We start from the raw sequence: 14,569 nt of genomic DNA, 5'->3' as shown, positions 1-14,569 counted from the left end.
AAAGGGTCGGATCGCCCACGGCGACTGAGCAGCTGCACAGTCGATGCCGGATCCGAACCGATCCCGAGCCGACACCGCGTTCTTCGCTGCTGTTCGCATGGATAACCAGAAGTACGAAGAACGAAGCAACTGCTCCAACCATGCACTGTGCGCCACATCGACGAGGCGCAGGAGGTAAGTGCAATGTCCGCACCGACAACACAACGGGCCACCGCCGAGATCTCTGTGAACGGACGGGCCCATGAGTTCCACGGCCCGCCTCACACCAACGCCCTTGACTTTCTCCGCGGGCAGGGCCTGACCGGCTCCAAGGAAGGCTGTGCCGAAGGCGAATGCGGGGCCTGCGCGATTCTCGTCGCCCGCCCCGACACCGAGGATTCCACACGCTGGATCTCGGTCAACTCGTGCCTGCTGCCGGCCGCCGCACTCGACGGTCAGGAGGTCGTCACCGCCGAAGGCCTCGCCGCCGACGAACACATCCATCCCGTCCAAGAGGAGATGGCAGTGCGCGGCGGCTCCCAATGCGGATACTGCACCCCCGGATTCATCTCCTCCATGGCCGCCGAATACTACCGCCCCGAACGCGCTGGCGACGCCGTCGACCCGGGCGAGCACTGCGGTCCCAACGGCTTCGACATCCACTCCCTGTCCGGCAATCTCTGCCGCTGCACCGGCTACCGCCCGATCCGCGATGCCGCCTACGCCCTCGGCCAGCCCGAACCCGGCGACGTGCTCGCCCAGCGTCGAGACCGACCCGCCCCCGCCTCGGCGACCACGGACATCCACTGCGCCGACACCGCGACCGGTCAAGTGGGACGGTACCGTCGTCCCGCCACCCTCGCCGAGGCGGTCGAGATCCTCGCCGCCGAGCCCGAGGTCATCCCCGTGGCCGGGACCACCGACTGGGGCGTCGAGGTCAACATCAAGGGCGCCCGCGCCAAATCCCTGCTCGCGCTCGACCGGCTGCCCGAACTGCGCGGCATCACCCGCACCGACGAGCACATCGAACTCGGCGCCGCGAGCACCCTGAGCGAACTCGAACGCGAACTCGGCGGGTCGATCCCGCTGCTGGGCAAGCTGTTCCCGCAGTTCGCCTCCCGCCTCATCCGCAACGCCGCGACCATCGGCGGCAACCTCGGCACGGGCTCACCGATCGGGGACACCCCGCCGGCCCTGCTCGCGCTCGAGGCCGAGCTCGTGCTCACCTCGGCGCGGGGGAGTCGCACGGTCGAACTGGCCGACTACTTCACCGGCTACCGGCAGACGGTGCGCGAAGCGGGTGAGATCATCTCAGCGATCCGCATCCCGCTGCCCCTGGCACCCCTGACCTCCTTCCAGAAGATCGCCAAACGCCGCTTCGACGACATCTCCTCGGTCGCCATCGGCTACGCCGTGGACGTCGTGGACGGAACCGTGGCCAAGGCGCGGATCGGACTCGGAGGGGTCGCGGCCACCCCGCTGCGGGCACGCGCCACCGAGGCGATGCTCGAGGGGCGGCCGTGGACGCTGGAGACCGTGCACGCCGCGGCCGAGACCCTCGCCGCCGAAGGCACCCCGATGGACGACCACCGGGCCAGTGCCAAGTATCGGACCGCGATGCTGCGGTCCTCCCTCGAACGCTTCTTCGCCGAGCAGCTCGGCGCGATGAACCAGGAGGCCACGCGATGAGCCAGCTCTCCCAACGCCCCGTCGACCCGATCGTCGGCGAGAGCCACCACCACGAAAGCGCCTTCGGCCACGTCACCGGCAAGGCCCTCTACACCGATGACCTCGTCGGTCGTCTCACCGGCGTCCTCCATGCCTTCCCCGTGCAGTCGACCCAGGCGCATGCGAAGCTGGGTGCGATCGACGTCGACCCCGCCTATGCGGTGCCCGGCGTCGTCCGGGTGATCACCGCCGCGGACATCCCCGGCGTCAACGACCAGGGCGTCAAACACGATGAGCCGATGCTGCCCGTCGACGAGATCATGTTCTTCGGCCAGCCCATCGCCTGGGTGCTCGGTGAGGACCTCGAAGCCGCGAAGGCCGGAGCCGCCGCCGTCGTCGTCGCAACCGAAGAGCTGCCCTCCCTGGTCACCGTGCCCGAGGCGATCGCAGCGAACAGCTTCCACGGCGTCCAGCCGGTCATCGACAAGGGGCAGGTCGATGATGCCTTCGCCGATGCCGCTCACGTCTTCGAAGGCGAATTCGAGTTCGCCGGGCAGGAGCACTTCTACCTCGAGACGCAGGCCTCCCTGGCCCACGTCGACGAGAACGACCAGATCTTCATCCAATGCTCGACCCAGCATCCGACCGAGACCCAGGACATCGTCTCCCACGTCCTCGGGGTCCCTGCCCACGAGGTGACCGTGCAGTGCCTGCGGATGGGCGGCGGATTCGGCGGCAAGGAGATGCAGCCCCACGGCTATGCCGCACTCGCCGCCCTCGGCGCGAAGCTGACCGGCCGACCGGTGCGGCTGCGGCTCAACCGGACCTGTGATATCACGATGACCGGCAAACGCCACGGCTTCCATTCGACCTGGAAGATCGGGTTCACCGAGGAGGGGAAGATCCTCGCCCTCGATGCGACCCTGACCGCCGACGGCGGCTGGAGCCTCGACCTGTCCGAGCCCGTGCTCACCCGCGCGATGTGTCACATCGACAACGCCTACTGGGTGCCCAACATCCGCGTCCACGGCCGCATCGCCAAGTGCAACAAGACCTCGCAGACGGCCTTCCGCGGATTCGGCGGACCGCAGGGCATGCTCGTCATGGAGGACATCCTCGGTCGGGTCGCTCCGAAGCTGGGGCTCAGCGCCCGCGAGCTGCGCCGCCGCAACTTCTACTCCGCGGGCCAGGACACGCCCTACTACCAGCCGGTGCGCCATCCCGAGCGGATGGGTGCGGCCTGGGACCAGGTCCTCACCGACGCCGAGATGGCTGCCAGGGAAGCCGAGATCGCCGAGTTCAACGCCGGCAGTCCCGACGTCAAACGCGCCCTGGCGCTGACCCCGGTGAAGTTCGGGATCTCCTTCAACCTCACCGCCTTCAACCAGGGCGGGGCGCTCGTGCTCGTGTACAAGGACGGATCCGTCCTCATCACCCACGGCGGCACCGAGATGGGCCAGGGCCTGCACATGAAGATGCTGCAGGTCGCGGCCACCACCCTCGGGGTGCCCCTGTCGACGGTGCGGCTCGCGCCCACCCGCACGGACAAGGTCCCCAACACCTCGGCGACGGCGGCGAGCTCCGGCTCCGACCTCAACGGCGGTGCCGTCAAGGACGCCTGCGAGCAGATCCTCGGCCGCCTGCGCCAGGTCGCGGCCGGTCTGCTCGGGGCCCCGGCACACGAGGTCAGCGTCAACCGCGGGATCGTCTCCGCGCTGTCGTCGAAGAAGACCGTGACCTGGGAAGAGCTGATCAACACCGCGTACTTCCAGCGGATCCAGCTCTCGGCCTCCGGGTTCTATCGGACCGAGGGACTGCACTGGGACCTGTCGACGATGACCGGGGAGCCCTTCAAGTACTTCGCCTACGGGGTGGCGGCCTCCGAGGTCGAGGTCAGCCGCTTCGACGGCTCCTACTCGCTGCGCCGGGTCGACATCGTCCACGACGTCGGGGACTCGCTGTCCCCGCTCATCGACCTCGGCCAGATCGAGGGCGGGTTCGTCCAGGGTGCCGGCTGGCTGACCCTGGAGGATCTGCGCTGGGACGATTCCGACCGGCCCAGTCGCGGACGCCTGGCCACCCAGGCGGCGAGCACGTATAAGATCCCGAGCTTCTCCGAAGCACCGGAGGTCTTCAACGTCTCGCTGCTGGACAAAGCCCACGAAGAGGGAGCCGTCTACGGGTCCAAGGCCGTCGGTGAGCCCCCGCTGATGCTCGCCTTCTCCGTGCGCGAGGCCCTGCGGGAGGCCGTCGCCGCCTTCGGGCCGGGCGGAGCCGGCGTGGAGCTGGCCTCACCTGCGACCCCGGAGCAGGTGTTCTGGGCGATCGAGTCTGTGCGTGCCGCCTCGCCCGAGACAGCCGACCACCGGGAAGGCGAACGAGTACCGTCATGACCTGGATGGACACCGCAGCCGAGCTCCGCGGGGCTCGGGTGCCGGCCGTCCTCGTCACTCTTGCCTCCGTGCGCGGGCACGCCCCGCGTGAGGCCGGAGCGAAGATGATCGTTACCGCCGATGGGCTGCATGGAACCATCGGCGGAGGCAATCTCGAGATGACGGCCCTCACCCGCGCCCGCGAATTACTCGATGCCGAGGCTCGGGCCCCGGAGATGCTGACCCTGCGACTCAACGACAAGGCTCCGGCGAAGTACGGCCGCCAATGCTGCGGGGGAGAGGTCAACCTGCTGCTCGAACCCCTGCCGGTGCCCGCAGCGGTGGCGATCTTCGGCGTCGGCAATATCGGGCTCGAACTCGCGCGGATACTCAGCCGCCACGACATCGACCTCCACCTGTCCGATTCCCGGCCCGAGCTCCTCGCCGAACTCGACCGCCTCGAGGCCGGCGTGGCGAACATCGAGAGGTCCTTCTCCATGGTCGGCGAAGAGGTGCTCGTGGGACTGCCGGCCGGCACCCACGTGCTCATCATGACCCACGACCATGCCGAGGACCTGCATCTGTGCGATGCGGCCCTGCGGCGGGGAGACCTCGGCTCGATCGGACTCATCGGCTCGAGCGCCAAATGGCAGCGCTTCCGGAAGAACCTCATCGCCGACGGCCACGAACCCGCCCTCGTCGACACCATCGACTGCCCCATCGGCCTGCCCGAAATCACGGGCAAGAGCCCGGCCACGATCGCACTCAGCGTCGCCGCCAAACTCATCTCCACCATGGGCTGAGCAGCCCAGCCACGAACTTCACTGCAAACAGGAGCATCACCATGATCATCTACCGCGCCCGCGTGTTCGACACCCCCGAGAGTCCCTTCACCGGCGGTGAGCTGCGCGCGGAGTCAGATGTCGCCCTCGTCGTCGACGACGGTCTCATCACCGACCGCACCGACTTCGCCTCCGCGACGGCGGCCCATCCCGAGGCCGAGGTCGTCGACCTGCGCGCCGGAGTCCTCATTCCCGGCCTCGTCGACACCCACGTCCACTACCCGCAGGTCAGGGCGATCGGGCATCTCGGCAAACCCCTGCTCGAATGGCTCGACCACAGCGCCCTGCCCGAGGAGGCGAAGCTGGCCGAGGAGACCTACGCCCGGGCCGTGGCCGGCGAATTCCTCACCGGACTGACCTCGGCGGGGACCACCTCGGCGATGGTCTTCGGCTCCCACTTCGCGACCGCCATGGACGTCCTCTTCTCCCGCGCCGCCGAGGTGGGACTGCGGATGACCTCCGGCCTTGTCACCAGCGACGTCAACCTCCCGGAGGTGCTGCTGACGAACGTGGAGCGCTCGCACGCCGAAGGCCAGGCGCTCATCGACCGCTGGCACGGCGTGGGGCGGCTGCGCTATGCCGTGACCCCGCGCTTCTCCTTCTCCGCGGGACCTGAGCTGCTCGCCGCGGGCGGGCGGCTCGTGGCCGAGAACCCGGGCATCTGGGTCACCTCGCACCTGAACGAGAACCGCGACGAGATCGCCGGCGTCGCCGAGCTCCACCCCGAGTCCCGGGACTACCTCGACACCTACGACCGGGCCGGGCTGCTGGGCCGGCGCACGATCCTCGCCCACAATGTCCACCCCGGGGGCCGAGAGCTCGCGCGGATGGCCGAAGCGGGAGCCGCCGCGGCGCACTGCCCGACCTCGAACTCGGCCCTGGCCAGCGGATTCTTCCCGCTGCGCCGGCACATCGAGGCGGGCGTGCGCGTGGCGTTGGGCTCCGACGTCGGTGCGGGAACCGGATTCTCCCTGCTCAAGGAGGGGGCGCAGGCCTACTTCATGCAGCAGCTCGATCCCGCCGGGGGAGTCCCGCTCTCCGGGGCCCACCTGCTGCACCTGGCCACCGCCGCCGGCGCCGAGGCGCTCGAACTCGACGAGGTCGGCGATCTGTCGGTCGGCAAGCGCTTCGACGCCGCCTATCTGCGTCCGACCGAAGGTCAGCCGCTCGACGTGGGCCTGACCCATGCGGCCTCCGACGAGGATGCGCTGGCGAAGATCTTCGCCCTCGGCACCCCGGCCGACATCACCCAGGTCTGGATCGACGGAGCCCTCGTCAAGGCCTGACCGCCCACCCCACTGCTACCTGACGGCGGCCCAGCACCCTCGCGCGAGGGTGCTGGGCCGCCGTCAGGTAGCAGTGGGGAAATTCTTCTGAGCAGGTTGACTCCCGGCCGCGACCCTGCCTATGCTTGATTTCATCAAACGGAAATGAACTTCCACGATACGAAAACAGTGGAAGTCCGTACTCGCAGAGACGCGAAGGAGAACACCATGGCGACATTCGCTTTCACCGATGCCGACAGCTACGTCCTCAACTGCTCAACCCTGCTCACCGAACTGCCCGTCATGGAGCGTGCCCAGGCGGCCAAGGACGCCGGGTTCGGCCAGGTCGAGTTCTGGTGGCCCTTCGACGGCAACCCGCGCCCCACCTCGGCGGAGGTCGATGGGTTCATCGCCTCCCTCGAGTCCGCCGGAGTCGAACTCAAGGGCCTGAACTTCTGGGCCGGGAACATGGCCGGCGGCGATCGCGGCATGGTCTCGATCCCCGGTGCCGAGGCCGACTTCGCCGCGAACGTCGAGATCGTCGTCGAGATCGGGCGCCGCACCGGCTGCCGCGCCTTCAACGCCCTCTACGGCCTGCGGGTCGACGGCGCAGATCCCGAGGAGCAGGACCGGATCGCTGCGGCCAACCTCGAGCTCGCCGCGAACGCGGTTGCCGCAATCGGCGGCACCGTCCTCGTCGAACCCGTCTCCGGGGCCGAGGCCTACCCGCTCAAGCGGGCCGCCGACGCCGCCGAGGTGGTCGACCGGGTGCGGGCCCGCGGGGTCGACAACATCGCCATGCTCGCCGACTTCTTCCATATGTCGATCAACGGCGACGACGTCGCTGCGGTCATCGAAGCCGATGCGGCGAAGTTCGGCCACATCCAGATCGCTGACGCCGCCGGCCGCGGTGCGCCGGGCACGGGCGAGCTGCCCCTGCAGGATTGGATCAACCGCTCCTACGAGCTCGGCTACACCGGGGCCATCGCCCTCGAATACAAGCAGGACCGCGAGACCGCCTTCGAGTGGCTCGCGAACTGAGACCCCTCTTTCCAGACACAGCAGTGAGGACACGAACATGAGCAAGACAATCGCATTCATCGGACTCGGAATCATGGGCCTGCCGATGGCCAAGAACCTCGTGAGCGCCGGCTTCGACGTCCGCGGCTTCAACCGCAGCCCGGAGAAGGCCCAGGCCCTCGCCGAGGCGGGCGGCCAGGCCGCCGGAACCATCGCCGAGGCGGTCGACGGTGCCGAGGTCATCATCACCATGGTCCCCGATTCGCCCGACGTCGAAGACGTGCTCACCCGTGAGGACGGCATCCTCGCCCACGCTGCGGCGGGAGCCACCTGGATCGACTTCTCGACGATCCGCCCCGATGTGGCCAAAGGCCTCGCCGAGCAGGCCAAGGCCAAGGGGCTCAAGGCACTCGATGCCCCGGTCTCCGGGGGCGAACCCGGAGCCGTCGACGGAGTGCTCTCGATCATGGTCGGCGGAGACCAGGCCGACTTCGACGCCGCTGCCGAGGTCTTCGCCGCTGTCGGCAAGACCATCGTCCTCGTCGGTCCCTCGGGCTCCGGCCAGACCGTCAAAGCCGCGAACCAGCTCATCGTCGCCGGCAACATCGGCCTGCTGGCCGAAGCCGTCGTCTTCCTCGAGGCCTACGGGGTCGAGACCACCTCGGCACTGCAGGTCCTCGGCGGAGGACTGGCCGGATCGAAGGTCCTCGAGCAGAAGGGGCAGAAGATGCTCGACCGGTCCTTCGAGCCCGGCTTCCGACTGGCCCTGCACCACAAGGACATGGGCATCGTCACCGCCGCCGCCCGCGAGGCCGGCGTCGCGATCCCGCTCGGCTCATCGGTGGCCCAACTCGTCGCCGCGACCGTCCAGCAGGGCAACGGGGGCCTCGACCATTCGGGTCTCTTCACCGTCGTCGAGCAGCTCTCCGGCAAGAAGTAGGCCCCACCACGAACCGAGTCGGCGACAACGTCGTCGCCGGCTCACCAACGCAAAGGACAGAACAATGACACGAATGCGAGCAGTTGACGCGGTGGTGCTCATCCTCGAGAAGGAAGGTGCCACCGAGACGTTCGGCCTGCCGGGCGCGGCCATCAACCCGCTGTACTCGGCGATGAAGGCCCACGGCGGCATCCGCCACACCCTGGCCCGGCACGTCGAGGGCGCCTCCCACATGGCCGACGGCTTCACCCGGGCGGCCGCCGGGAACATCGGCGTGTGCCTCGGCACCTCGGGGCCGGCCGGCACCGACATGATCACCGGCCTCTACGCCGCGGCCGCGGACTCCCAGCCAATCCTCTGCATCACCGGCCAGGCGCCCGTTGCGGTCCTGGACAAAGAGGACTTCCAGGCCGTGGACATCGCCTCGATCGCCGCTCCGGTGACGAAGATGGCCAAGACAGTCCTCGAGGCCGGACAGGTGCCCGGGGTCTTCCAGTCCGCCTTCCAGCTCATGCGCTCGGCCCGCCCCGGTCCGGTGCTCATCGACCTGCCGATCGACGTCCAGCAGACGGAGATCGACTTCGACATCGCCACCTACGAACCGCTGCTGCCGTCGAAGCCGGCGGCCACCTCGGCGCAGGCGGAGAAGATCCTCGACCTCATCGCCGAGGCGAAGCATCCGCTCATCATCGCCGGTGGCGGCATCCTCAACGCCGATGCCGCCGAGCGGCTCGTCGAGTTCGCCGAGGCGACCTCCATCCCGGTCTCGCCGACGCTCATGGGGTGGGGGACGATCCCGGACAACCACCCCCTGCAGGCGGGCATGGTCGGAATCCAGACCCACGTGCGCTACGGCAACGCCTCCTTCCTCGAATCCGACCTGGTCATCGGCATCGGCAATCGCTGGGCCAATCGCCACACCGGCGACCTCTCGGTGTATCGGGCGGGACGGAAGTTCGTCCACATCGACATCGAACCCACCCAGATCGGACGCGTCTTCTCCCCGGACTACGGCGTCGTCTCCGATGCCGGAGCCGCCCTCGACGCCCTGCTCGCCGCGGCGCGTTCTCGCAGCGGCGGCGCGAGCCTGCCGGACTTCTCCGAGTGGGCAGGGAAGTGCACGGCGCGCAAGTCGACCGAGCATCGGAAGACGAACTACACGGAGATGCCGATCAAGCCGCAGCGTGTCTATCAGGAGATGAACGCCGCCTTCGACGAGGACGTGACCTATGTATCGACGATCGGGCTGAGCCAGATCGCCGGAGCCCAGATGCTCCACGTCTACAAGCCCCGCCACTGGATCAACGCCGGTCAGGCCGGGCCTCTGGGGTGGACGGGACCGGCCGCGCTGGGCGTGGCGAAGGCGAAGCCGAACGAAACCGTCGTGGCCCTGTCCGGAGACTACGACTTCCAGTTCATGATTGAAGAGCTCGCCGTCGGTGCCCAGCACAGGATCCCGTACGTCCATGTGGTCGTCAACAACTCCTACCTCGGCCTGATCAGGCAGTCGCAGCGCGGCTTCGACATGGACTATCAGGTGTCCCTGGCGTTCGAGAACATCAACTCCACCGGCAGCGCTGCCGGCTACGGAGTCGACCACGTCGCCGTGGCGCAGGGACTCGGCTGCAAGGCGCTGCGGGTCGAGGACCCCGAACTCATCGGCGAAGGGCTGCGGGTGGCCAAGGAGCTCATGGACGAACACCAGGTCCCCGTCGTCGTCGAGGTCATCCTCGAACGGGTCACGAACATCTCGATGGGTGCCTCGCTCGATAAGATCAACGAGTTCGACGTGCTCGCCCAGACCCCGGCCGATGCGCCCACGGCGCTGACGCCGATGAGCGAACTCGTCGCCGCGAAGTAGAGACCGCGTCGGCCGACACACGGCGCACATATTGGTATACCATGGCCCCGGGGGAGTCGCACAGGCTCCCTCGGGGCCGTTCCATCCGACCACGGCGGTCGGATCAACGAGGAGGATGCATGAGCAATGACGACAGCTTCGACCTGATCATCCGCGCCCGGCGGGCCGCCCTGCCCGCAGGCGTGAGCGCGGCCGAAATCGGCGTCCGCGACGGCGCGATCGCCCAGATCGCCACCGGTGAAGACCGACTGAGCGGGACCGCCTCGGCGAGTGCCGAGGTCATCGAGATCGACGAGTCGCAGGTACTGCTGCCCGGACTCGTCGATTCCCATGTCCACGTCAACGATCCCGGCCGCAGCGAATGGGAGGGCTTCGCCAGCGCCACCCGCGCCGCAGCCGCCGGCGGAGTGACGACGATCGTCGACATGCCCCTGAACTCCCTGCCGCCGACCGTCAACGTCGATTCGCTGCAGATCAAGCGCGAGGTCGCCGGTCCCAAGGCCTTCGTCGACGTCGGCTTCTGGGGTGGGGCGATCCCGGGCAACACCGCCGACCTGCGCCCGCTCTTCGACGCCGGAGTCTACGGCTTCAAATGCTTCCTCGAGGACTCGGGCGTCGAGGAGTTCCCACCGCTCGAGCCCGCCGAGATGAAGGCCGACATGGCCGAGATCGCCTCCTTCGACGGGATGCTCATCGTCCACGCCGAAGACCACGAGGTGATGGCCGAGGCGCCGTCGTTCTCGGGCCCCAAATTCAGCGACTTCCTTGCCTCACGGCCCCGCGAGGCCGAGAACGTGGCGATCGCCCGCGTCATCGACGCCGCCCGGGAGACCGGAGCCAGGGCGCACATCCTCCACCTCTCCTCGGCCGATGCGCTGCCGCAGATCGCCGCGGCCAAGGCCGAAGGCGTCAGGCTCACCGTGGAGACCTGCCCGCACTACCTCGTCTTCACCGCCGAGGAGATCCCCGACGGGGCGACGACGCACAAGTGCTGCCCGCCGATCCGCGAGGAGTCGAACCGGGAGGCGCTGTGGCAGGGGCTCATGGACGGCACGATCGACTGCATCGTCTCCGACCATTCGCCCTCGACCGCCGAACTCAAACTGCTCGACACCGGTGACTTCGGGGCTGCGTGGGGCGGGATCTCGTCCCTGCAGCTGGGGCTCTCGCTCGTGTGGACCGAGGCCGCGAAGCGCGGGGTCGACCTCGCCGAGGTGGTCCGCTGGATGTCTGCGGCGCCGGCCGCCGTGGCCCGAGTGGAGGGCAAAGGCGCGATTGCCGTGGGCAACGACGCCGATTTCGCCGTGTTCTCCCCGGACGAGGAGTGGACGGTCGCGGCCACCGAGCTCTACCACCGCAACCAGATCAGCGCTTACGACACCCGGACCGTGCGCGGACGAGTGACGTCGACCCTGCTGCGCGGCGCCCCCGTCGACTTCGACCAGCCGCGGGGCCGCCTCCTGACTGCCCGCTGACCCTTAAAAGTCCTCTCACTGCTACCTGACGGCGGCCCAGCAACGTGGCGCCACGTTGCTGGGCCGCCGTCAGGTAGCAGTGGGGGAGTTTGTGCTCAGGGTTATCCACAGTCTCATGTAGTATATTGCGATTTGTTGCCAGATGATGCAATTTAGTGTCTATGCATCTGTTTCTGTCGACCGGCAAACTTCACCGGCTGGGTTTCACCAAAGATGAAATCCGGCGAGCTCAGCGGTGCTGTCTCTCGCGCATCGCCCGTGGGCGTTATGTGGCCACCTCCGTCTGCGATGATCCGCGTCATCGGGCGATCTGGAGCGCGCTGTCAGAAGAAGAATTCGAGGCCCTGGCATCGCGAGGAAACATGCGCGACGAGATGGACCGGCTGAGATTGCTGATCCGGGCGCGGGCGGAGAAGGTGAATGCCGCATCGAGGCGGAACCGCGTGACAAAGGGCAGAGAGGTGTTCTCGCACATCTCGGCAGCGCTGATCCACGGGCTGGATCCGGCGTATTCCGCCACCGCACGCGTCGAGGCGCTGCGACCGAACGTCAGTCGGAAGTACAGGTATCTCCACGTTCGCAACAGAGAGCTTCCCAGAGACCAGACCACCGTGATCGGCATGTATTCTGCGACCACTCTCGAGAGGACGCTGGTCGACGTGGCCAGAGACTACGAGTTGGCCCTCTCCGTGGCACTCATCGATCAGGCGATCCGGGACGGACTCACATCGAGAAGTCATATTGCCGATCAACTTGATCGCTATCCGGCGGTACGCGGCGACGGTGCGGTACGTCAAGCGCTCGCCTTGTCCGACGGTCGGCGGGAGTCGGCCCCCGAGTCGATCGCAGCGGTTCGCTTCTTCGAACATGGAATCGAGGGATTCGAGCCTCAGGTGGAGTTCTTCGATGAGAGCGGTCGGATCTTCGCACGCGTGGACTTCTGCAATGTCGATGCCAAGGTGATCGTCGAGGTGGATGGGATCGAAAAGTACTTCATGGACGATGACGCCCGTGGGAAGCTTGCGAAGGAGAAGGCTCGGGAGTCGGCTCTGGAGTCACGGGGATACCGAGTCATCCGGCTGACATTCGGCCAATTGTTCCAGTCCGCGCCATTCGACCATATCCTCAACACGGTCGCGGCCCGGCTCCGACAGCGCTGAGACCTCCCCACTGCTACCTGACGGCGGCCCAGCAACGTGGCGCCACGTTGCTGGGCCGCCGTCAGGTAGCAGTGGGGTGGGTGGGGTCAGGCGCCGAGGCTCTTGCGCAGGCGGGCGACGTGGCCTTCGGCGTCGACGTTGTATTCGGCGGAAGTGAGCACTCCCTCCTCGTCGATGACGAAGGTCGAACGCAGAGTGCCCTCGAAGGTCCGGTCGCCGATGGTCTTCTCGCCGAAGCTGCCGTAGGCCTTCGCGAGTTCTGCGCCGGGATCCGAGAGCAGAGGGAAGGTCAGCGACTCGTCGGCCGCGAAGGCCTTGAGCGCCTCGGCGTCATCGGGGGAGACCCCGAGGACCTGGAACCCGGCCGCGGCCAGCGAGGACAGATTGTCCCGGAAGTCGCACGCTTCGGTCGTGCATCCGGGTGTGGCCGCCTTCGGGTAGAAGTAGAGGATCACCTTCTGCCCGGCGAAGTCCGCCTTCGAATAGGTCGTGCCGTTCGCATCGGCGAGGGAGAAGTCCGGTGCCTGATCTCCTGCGCTCAGCTGTGTCGTCATGCTGTTTCCTTCCGTCGGTGTTCGTTCCTATTGGTGGTCAGTTGCGGCTCGCGCCCACGCCCGTGCCTGCGCCCACGCCCGTGCCTGCGCCCACGCCCGTGCCCGCCGCGAGGAGCGCGCAGGCCTGGGCGGCCGTGGATTCGATGAGCTCGCCGGCTCGCTCGGAGAGCTCGCTCAGCTCGGCCGGCCCGTCGGCGATGGACAGGGCCGCGGTGATCCCGGCGGCCCGGCATTCGGCGGGACCCAGCCCCACGCGTCCGGCGATGACGATGATCGAGGCCCGGGCGGGAGCATGGTCCCGCACGGCAGCGACGACCTTCCCGCCCAGGGACTGCGAGTCGAAGGACCCCTCCCCAGTGAGCACGATGTCGGCCGATTCGAGGGCCTCGGACAGGCCGACCGCCTCGGCGACCATCGTCGATCCGGGCACCACCTCGGCGCCGAGCAGCGTCGTCAGGGCCAGGGGGATGCCTCCCGCCGCCCCGAATCCGGGGGTCGCTGCCAGCGATTCCGCCAGCTCCCGGGAGTCCGCGAGCACCTCGGCGAGGTGGCCCAACCCGGTGTCGAGGGTCTCCACATCGGCGGGGTCGGCCCCCTTCTGCGGGCCGAAGACCGCGGCGGCACCGCGCGGGCCGGTGAGCGGATTGTCGACGTCGACGGCGATGCGCCACCGGACCTGCCGGGCGCGCGGATCGAGACCGGAGTCATCGACCGCGGCCAGTGCCGCCAGCCCGCCGCCGCCGGGCGCGATGGGTTCGCCGTTCGCGTCGGTGAAGCGCGCGCCGAGGGCCGAGACGATGCCGGTTCCGCCGTCGGTGCTCGCCGAGCCGCCGATGCACAGGAGGATCTCCTCGACGCCGAGGTCGAGGACGGCGCGGGCGATGAGTCCGACCCCGTAGGTGTCGGCGCGCAGGGGCTCAAGGGCGACATCGGAGACCTGTGGCAGCCCGTTGGCCTGGGCGGCCTCGATGACCGCGGTCCGCCCGTCGGCGGAGACCCCGAAGCTCGCCGAGGCGGTTCTGCCCAGGGCGTCGACGACCTCGACGGTGCGCGGCGGCGTTGCCCACACGGCGAGCAGGGCGTCGAGGGTGCCCTCCCCGCCGTCGGCGAAGGGCAGTTCGGTGACTGTCGCGGCCGGGAAGACCTGGCGGGCACCGCGGGCCAGAGCCGCGGCGGCCGCAGGTGCGGAGGCCGAGCCCTTGAAGGAATCGGGCGCGCAGACGATGGTCGGGGTCTGTGTCGAAGCGTCGATGCTCATGGCCTCATTCAACCTCATTGTCGTGATCGCGGTGGCCGGGTGCCCACGGGGCGGACGGCCGCCGGCGGCTCCGCCCCCCATCAGTATCCATGATGCGGAAGAATGTTTCCAATTGGCGACCCCTGCAACTTGACATCCGCGCGGCCGGACAGCAGACTCGGATCAATCGAACGGA

Annotated in this window: 11 protein-coding genes; 9 read left to right on the top strand and 2 right to left on the bottom strand. The window is 68.3% G+C overall.

From position 1 onward, the window contains the following. The first annotated feature begins 183 nt into the window (after window positions 1-183). The 9 genes from ACH82I_RS06960 to ACH82I_RS06920 all read left to right on the top strand — a co-directional run bounded on the left by ACH82I_RS06960 (window position 184) and on the right by ACH82I_RS06920 (window position 12,582). The gene (locus ACH82I_RS06960) at window positions 184-1,668 is read left to right on the top strand and encodes a xanthine dehydrogenase small subunit (protein WP_413336437.1); all 1,485 of its coding nucleotides are present in this window, start codon (window positions 184-186) and stop codon (window positions 1,666-1,668) included. Beyond that, window positions 1,665-4,040 (top strand): xanthine dehydrogenase molybdopterin binding subunit, encoded by a 2,376-nt coding sequence (xdhB, locus tag ACH82I_RS06955; protein WP_413336436.1) that lies wholly within the window; start codon window positions 1,665-1,667, stop codon window positions 4,038-4,040. The genes ACH82I_RS06960 and xdhB overlap by 4 nt, the downstream gene beginning before the upstream one ends. Next, the gene (gene xdhC, locus ACH82I_RS06950; RefSeq protein ID WP_413336435.1) at window positions 4,037-4,822 is read left to right on the top strand and encodes a xanthine dehydrogenase accessory protein XdhC; all 786 of its coding nucleotides are present in this window, start codon (window positions 4,037-4,039) and stop codon (window positions 4,820-4,822) included. The genes xdhB and xdhC overlap by 4 nt, the downstream gene beginning before the upstream one ends. A 41-nt stretch (window positions 4,823-4,863) precedes the next feature. Next, window positions 4,864-6,147, top strand: coding sequence for a guanine deaminase (gene guaD, locus ACH82I_RS06945; protein ID WP_413336434.1), 1,284 nt, complete (start codon window positions 4,864-4,866; stop codon window positions 6,145-6,147). A gap of 207 nt (window positions 6,148-6,354) precedes the next feature. After that, entirely contained in the window at window positions 6,355-7,167 is an 813-nt protein-coding gene (locus tag ACH82I_RS06940) for a hydroxypyruvate isomerase family protein (RefSeq protein ID WP_413336433.1), read from the top strand. A gap of 37 nt (window positions 7,168-7,204) precedes the next feature. Then, the gene (locus tag ACH82I_RS06935) at window positions 7,205-8,086 is read left to right on the top strand and encodes a 2-hydroxy-3-oxopropionate reductase (protein ID WP_413336432.1); all 882 of its coding nucleotides are present in this window, start codon (window positions 7,205-7,207) and stop codon (window positions 8,084-8,086) included. A 64-nt stretch (window positions 8,087-8,150) separates the two neighbouring features. Continuing rightward, window positions 8,151-9,947 (top strand): glyoxylate carboligase, encoded by a 1,797-nt coding sequence (gene gcl, locus ACH82I_RS06930; RefSeq protein WP_413336431.1) that lies wholly within the window; start codon window positions 8,151-8,153, stop codon window positions 9,945-9,947. A gap of 119 nt (window positions 9,948-10,066) precedes the next feature. Beyond that, window positions 10,067-11,422: an allantoinase AllB gene (gene allB, locus ACH82I_RS06925; protein WP_413336430.1), complete on the top strand. Its 1,356-nt coding sequence runs from the start codon at window positions 10,067-10,069 to the stop codon at window positions 11,420-11,422. A 443-nt stretch (window positions 11,423-11,865) separates the two neighbouring features. Beyond that, complete coding sequence (locus ACH82I_RS06920) at window positions 11,866-12,582, top strand: DUF559 domain-containing protein (protein ID WP_230747251.1); 717 nt, start codon at window positions 11,866-11,868, stop codon at window positions 12,580-12,582. Window positions 12,583-12,668: 86 nt separating this feature from the next. Here the strand turns inward: ACH82I_RS06920 and bcp are convergent, their stop codons facing one another. Both bcp and ACH82I_RS06910 read right to left on the bottom strand, forming a co-directional pair. Further along, on the bottom strand, window positions 12,669-13,136 hold the full coding sequence (bcp, locus tag ACH82I_RS06915; RefSeq protein ID WP_230747253.1) for a thioredoxin-dependent thiol peroxidase: 468 nt from the start codon (window positions 13,134-13,136) through the stop codon (window positions 12,669-12,671). 37 nt (window positions 13,137-13,173) lie between these two features. Beyond that, a complete protein-coding gene (locus ACH82I_RS06910) occupies window positions 13,174-14,394 on the bottom strand; it encodes a glycerate kinase (RefSeq protein WP_413336428.1) in 1,221 nt (406 codons plus the stop codon). Window positions 14,395-14,569: the final 175 nt, after the last annotated feature.

It is taken from the genome of Brevibacterium sp. GP-SGM9 (assembly GCF_047300845.1).
Lineage (GTDB): Bacteria > Actinomycetota > Actinomycetes > Actinomycetales > Brevibacteriaceae > Brevibacterium.
This window is presented reverse-complemented; position numbering and strand designations above follow the sequence as displayed.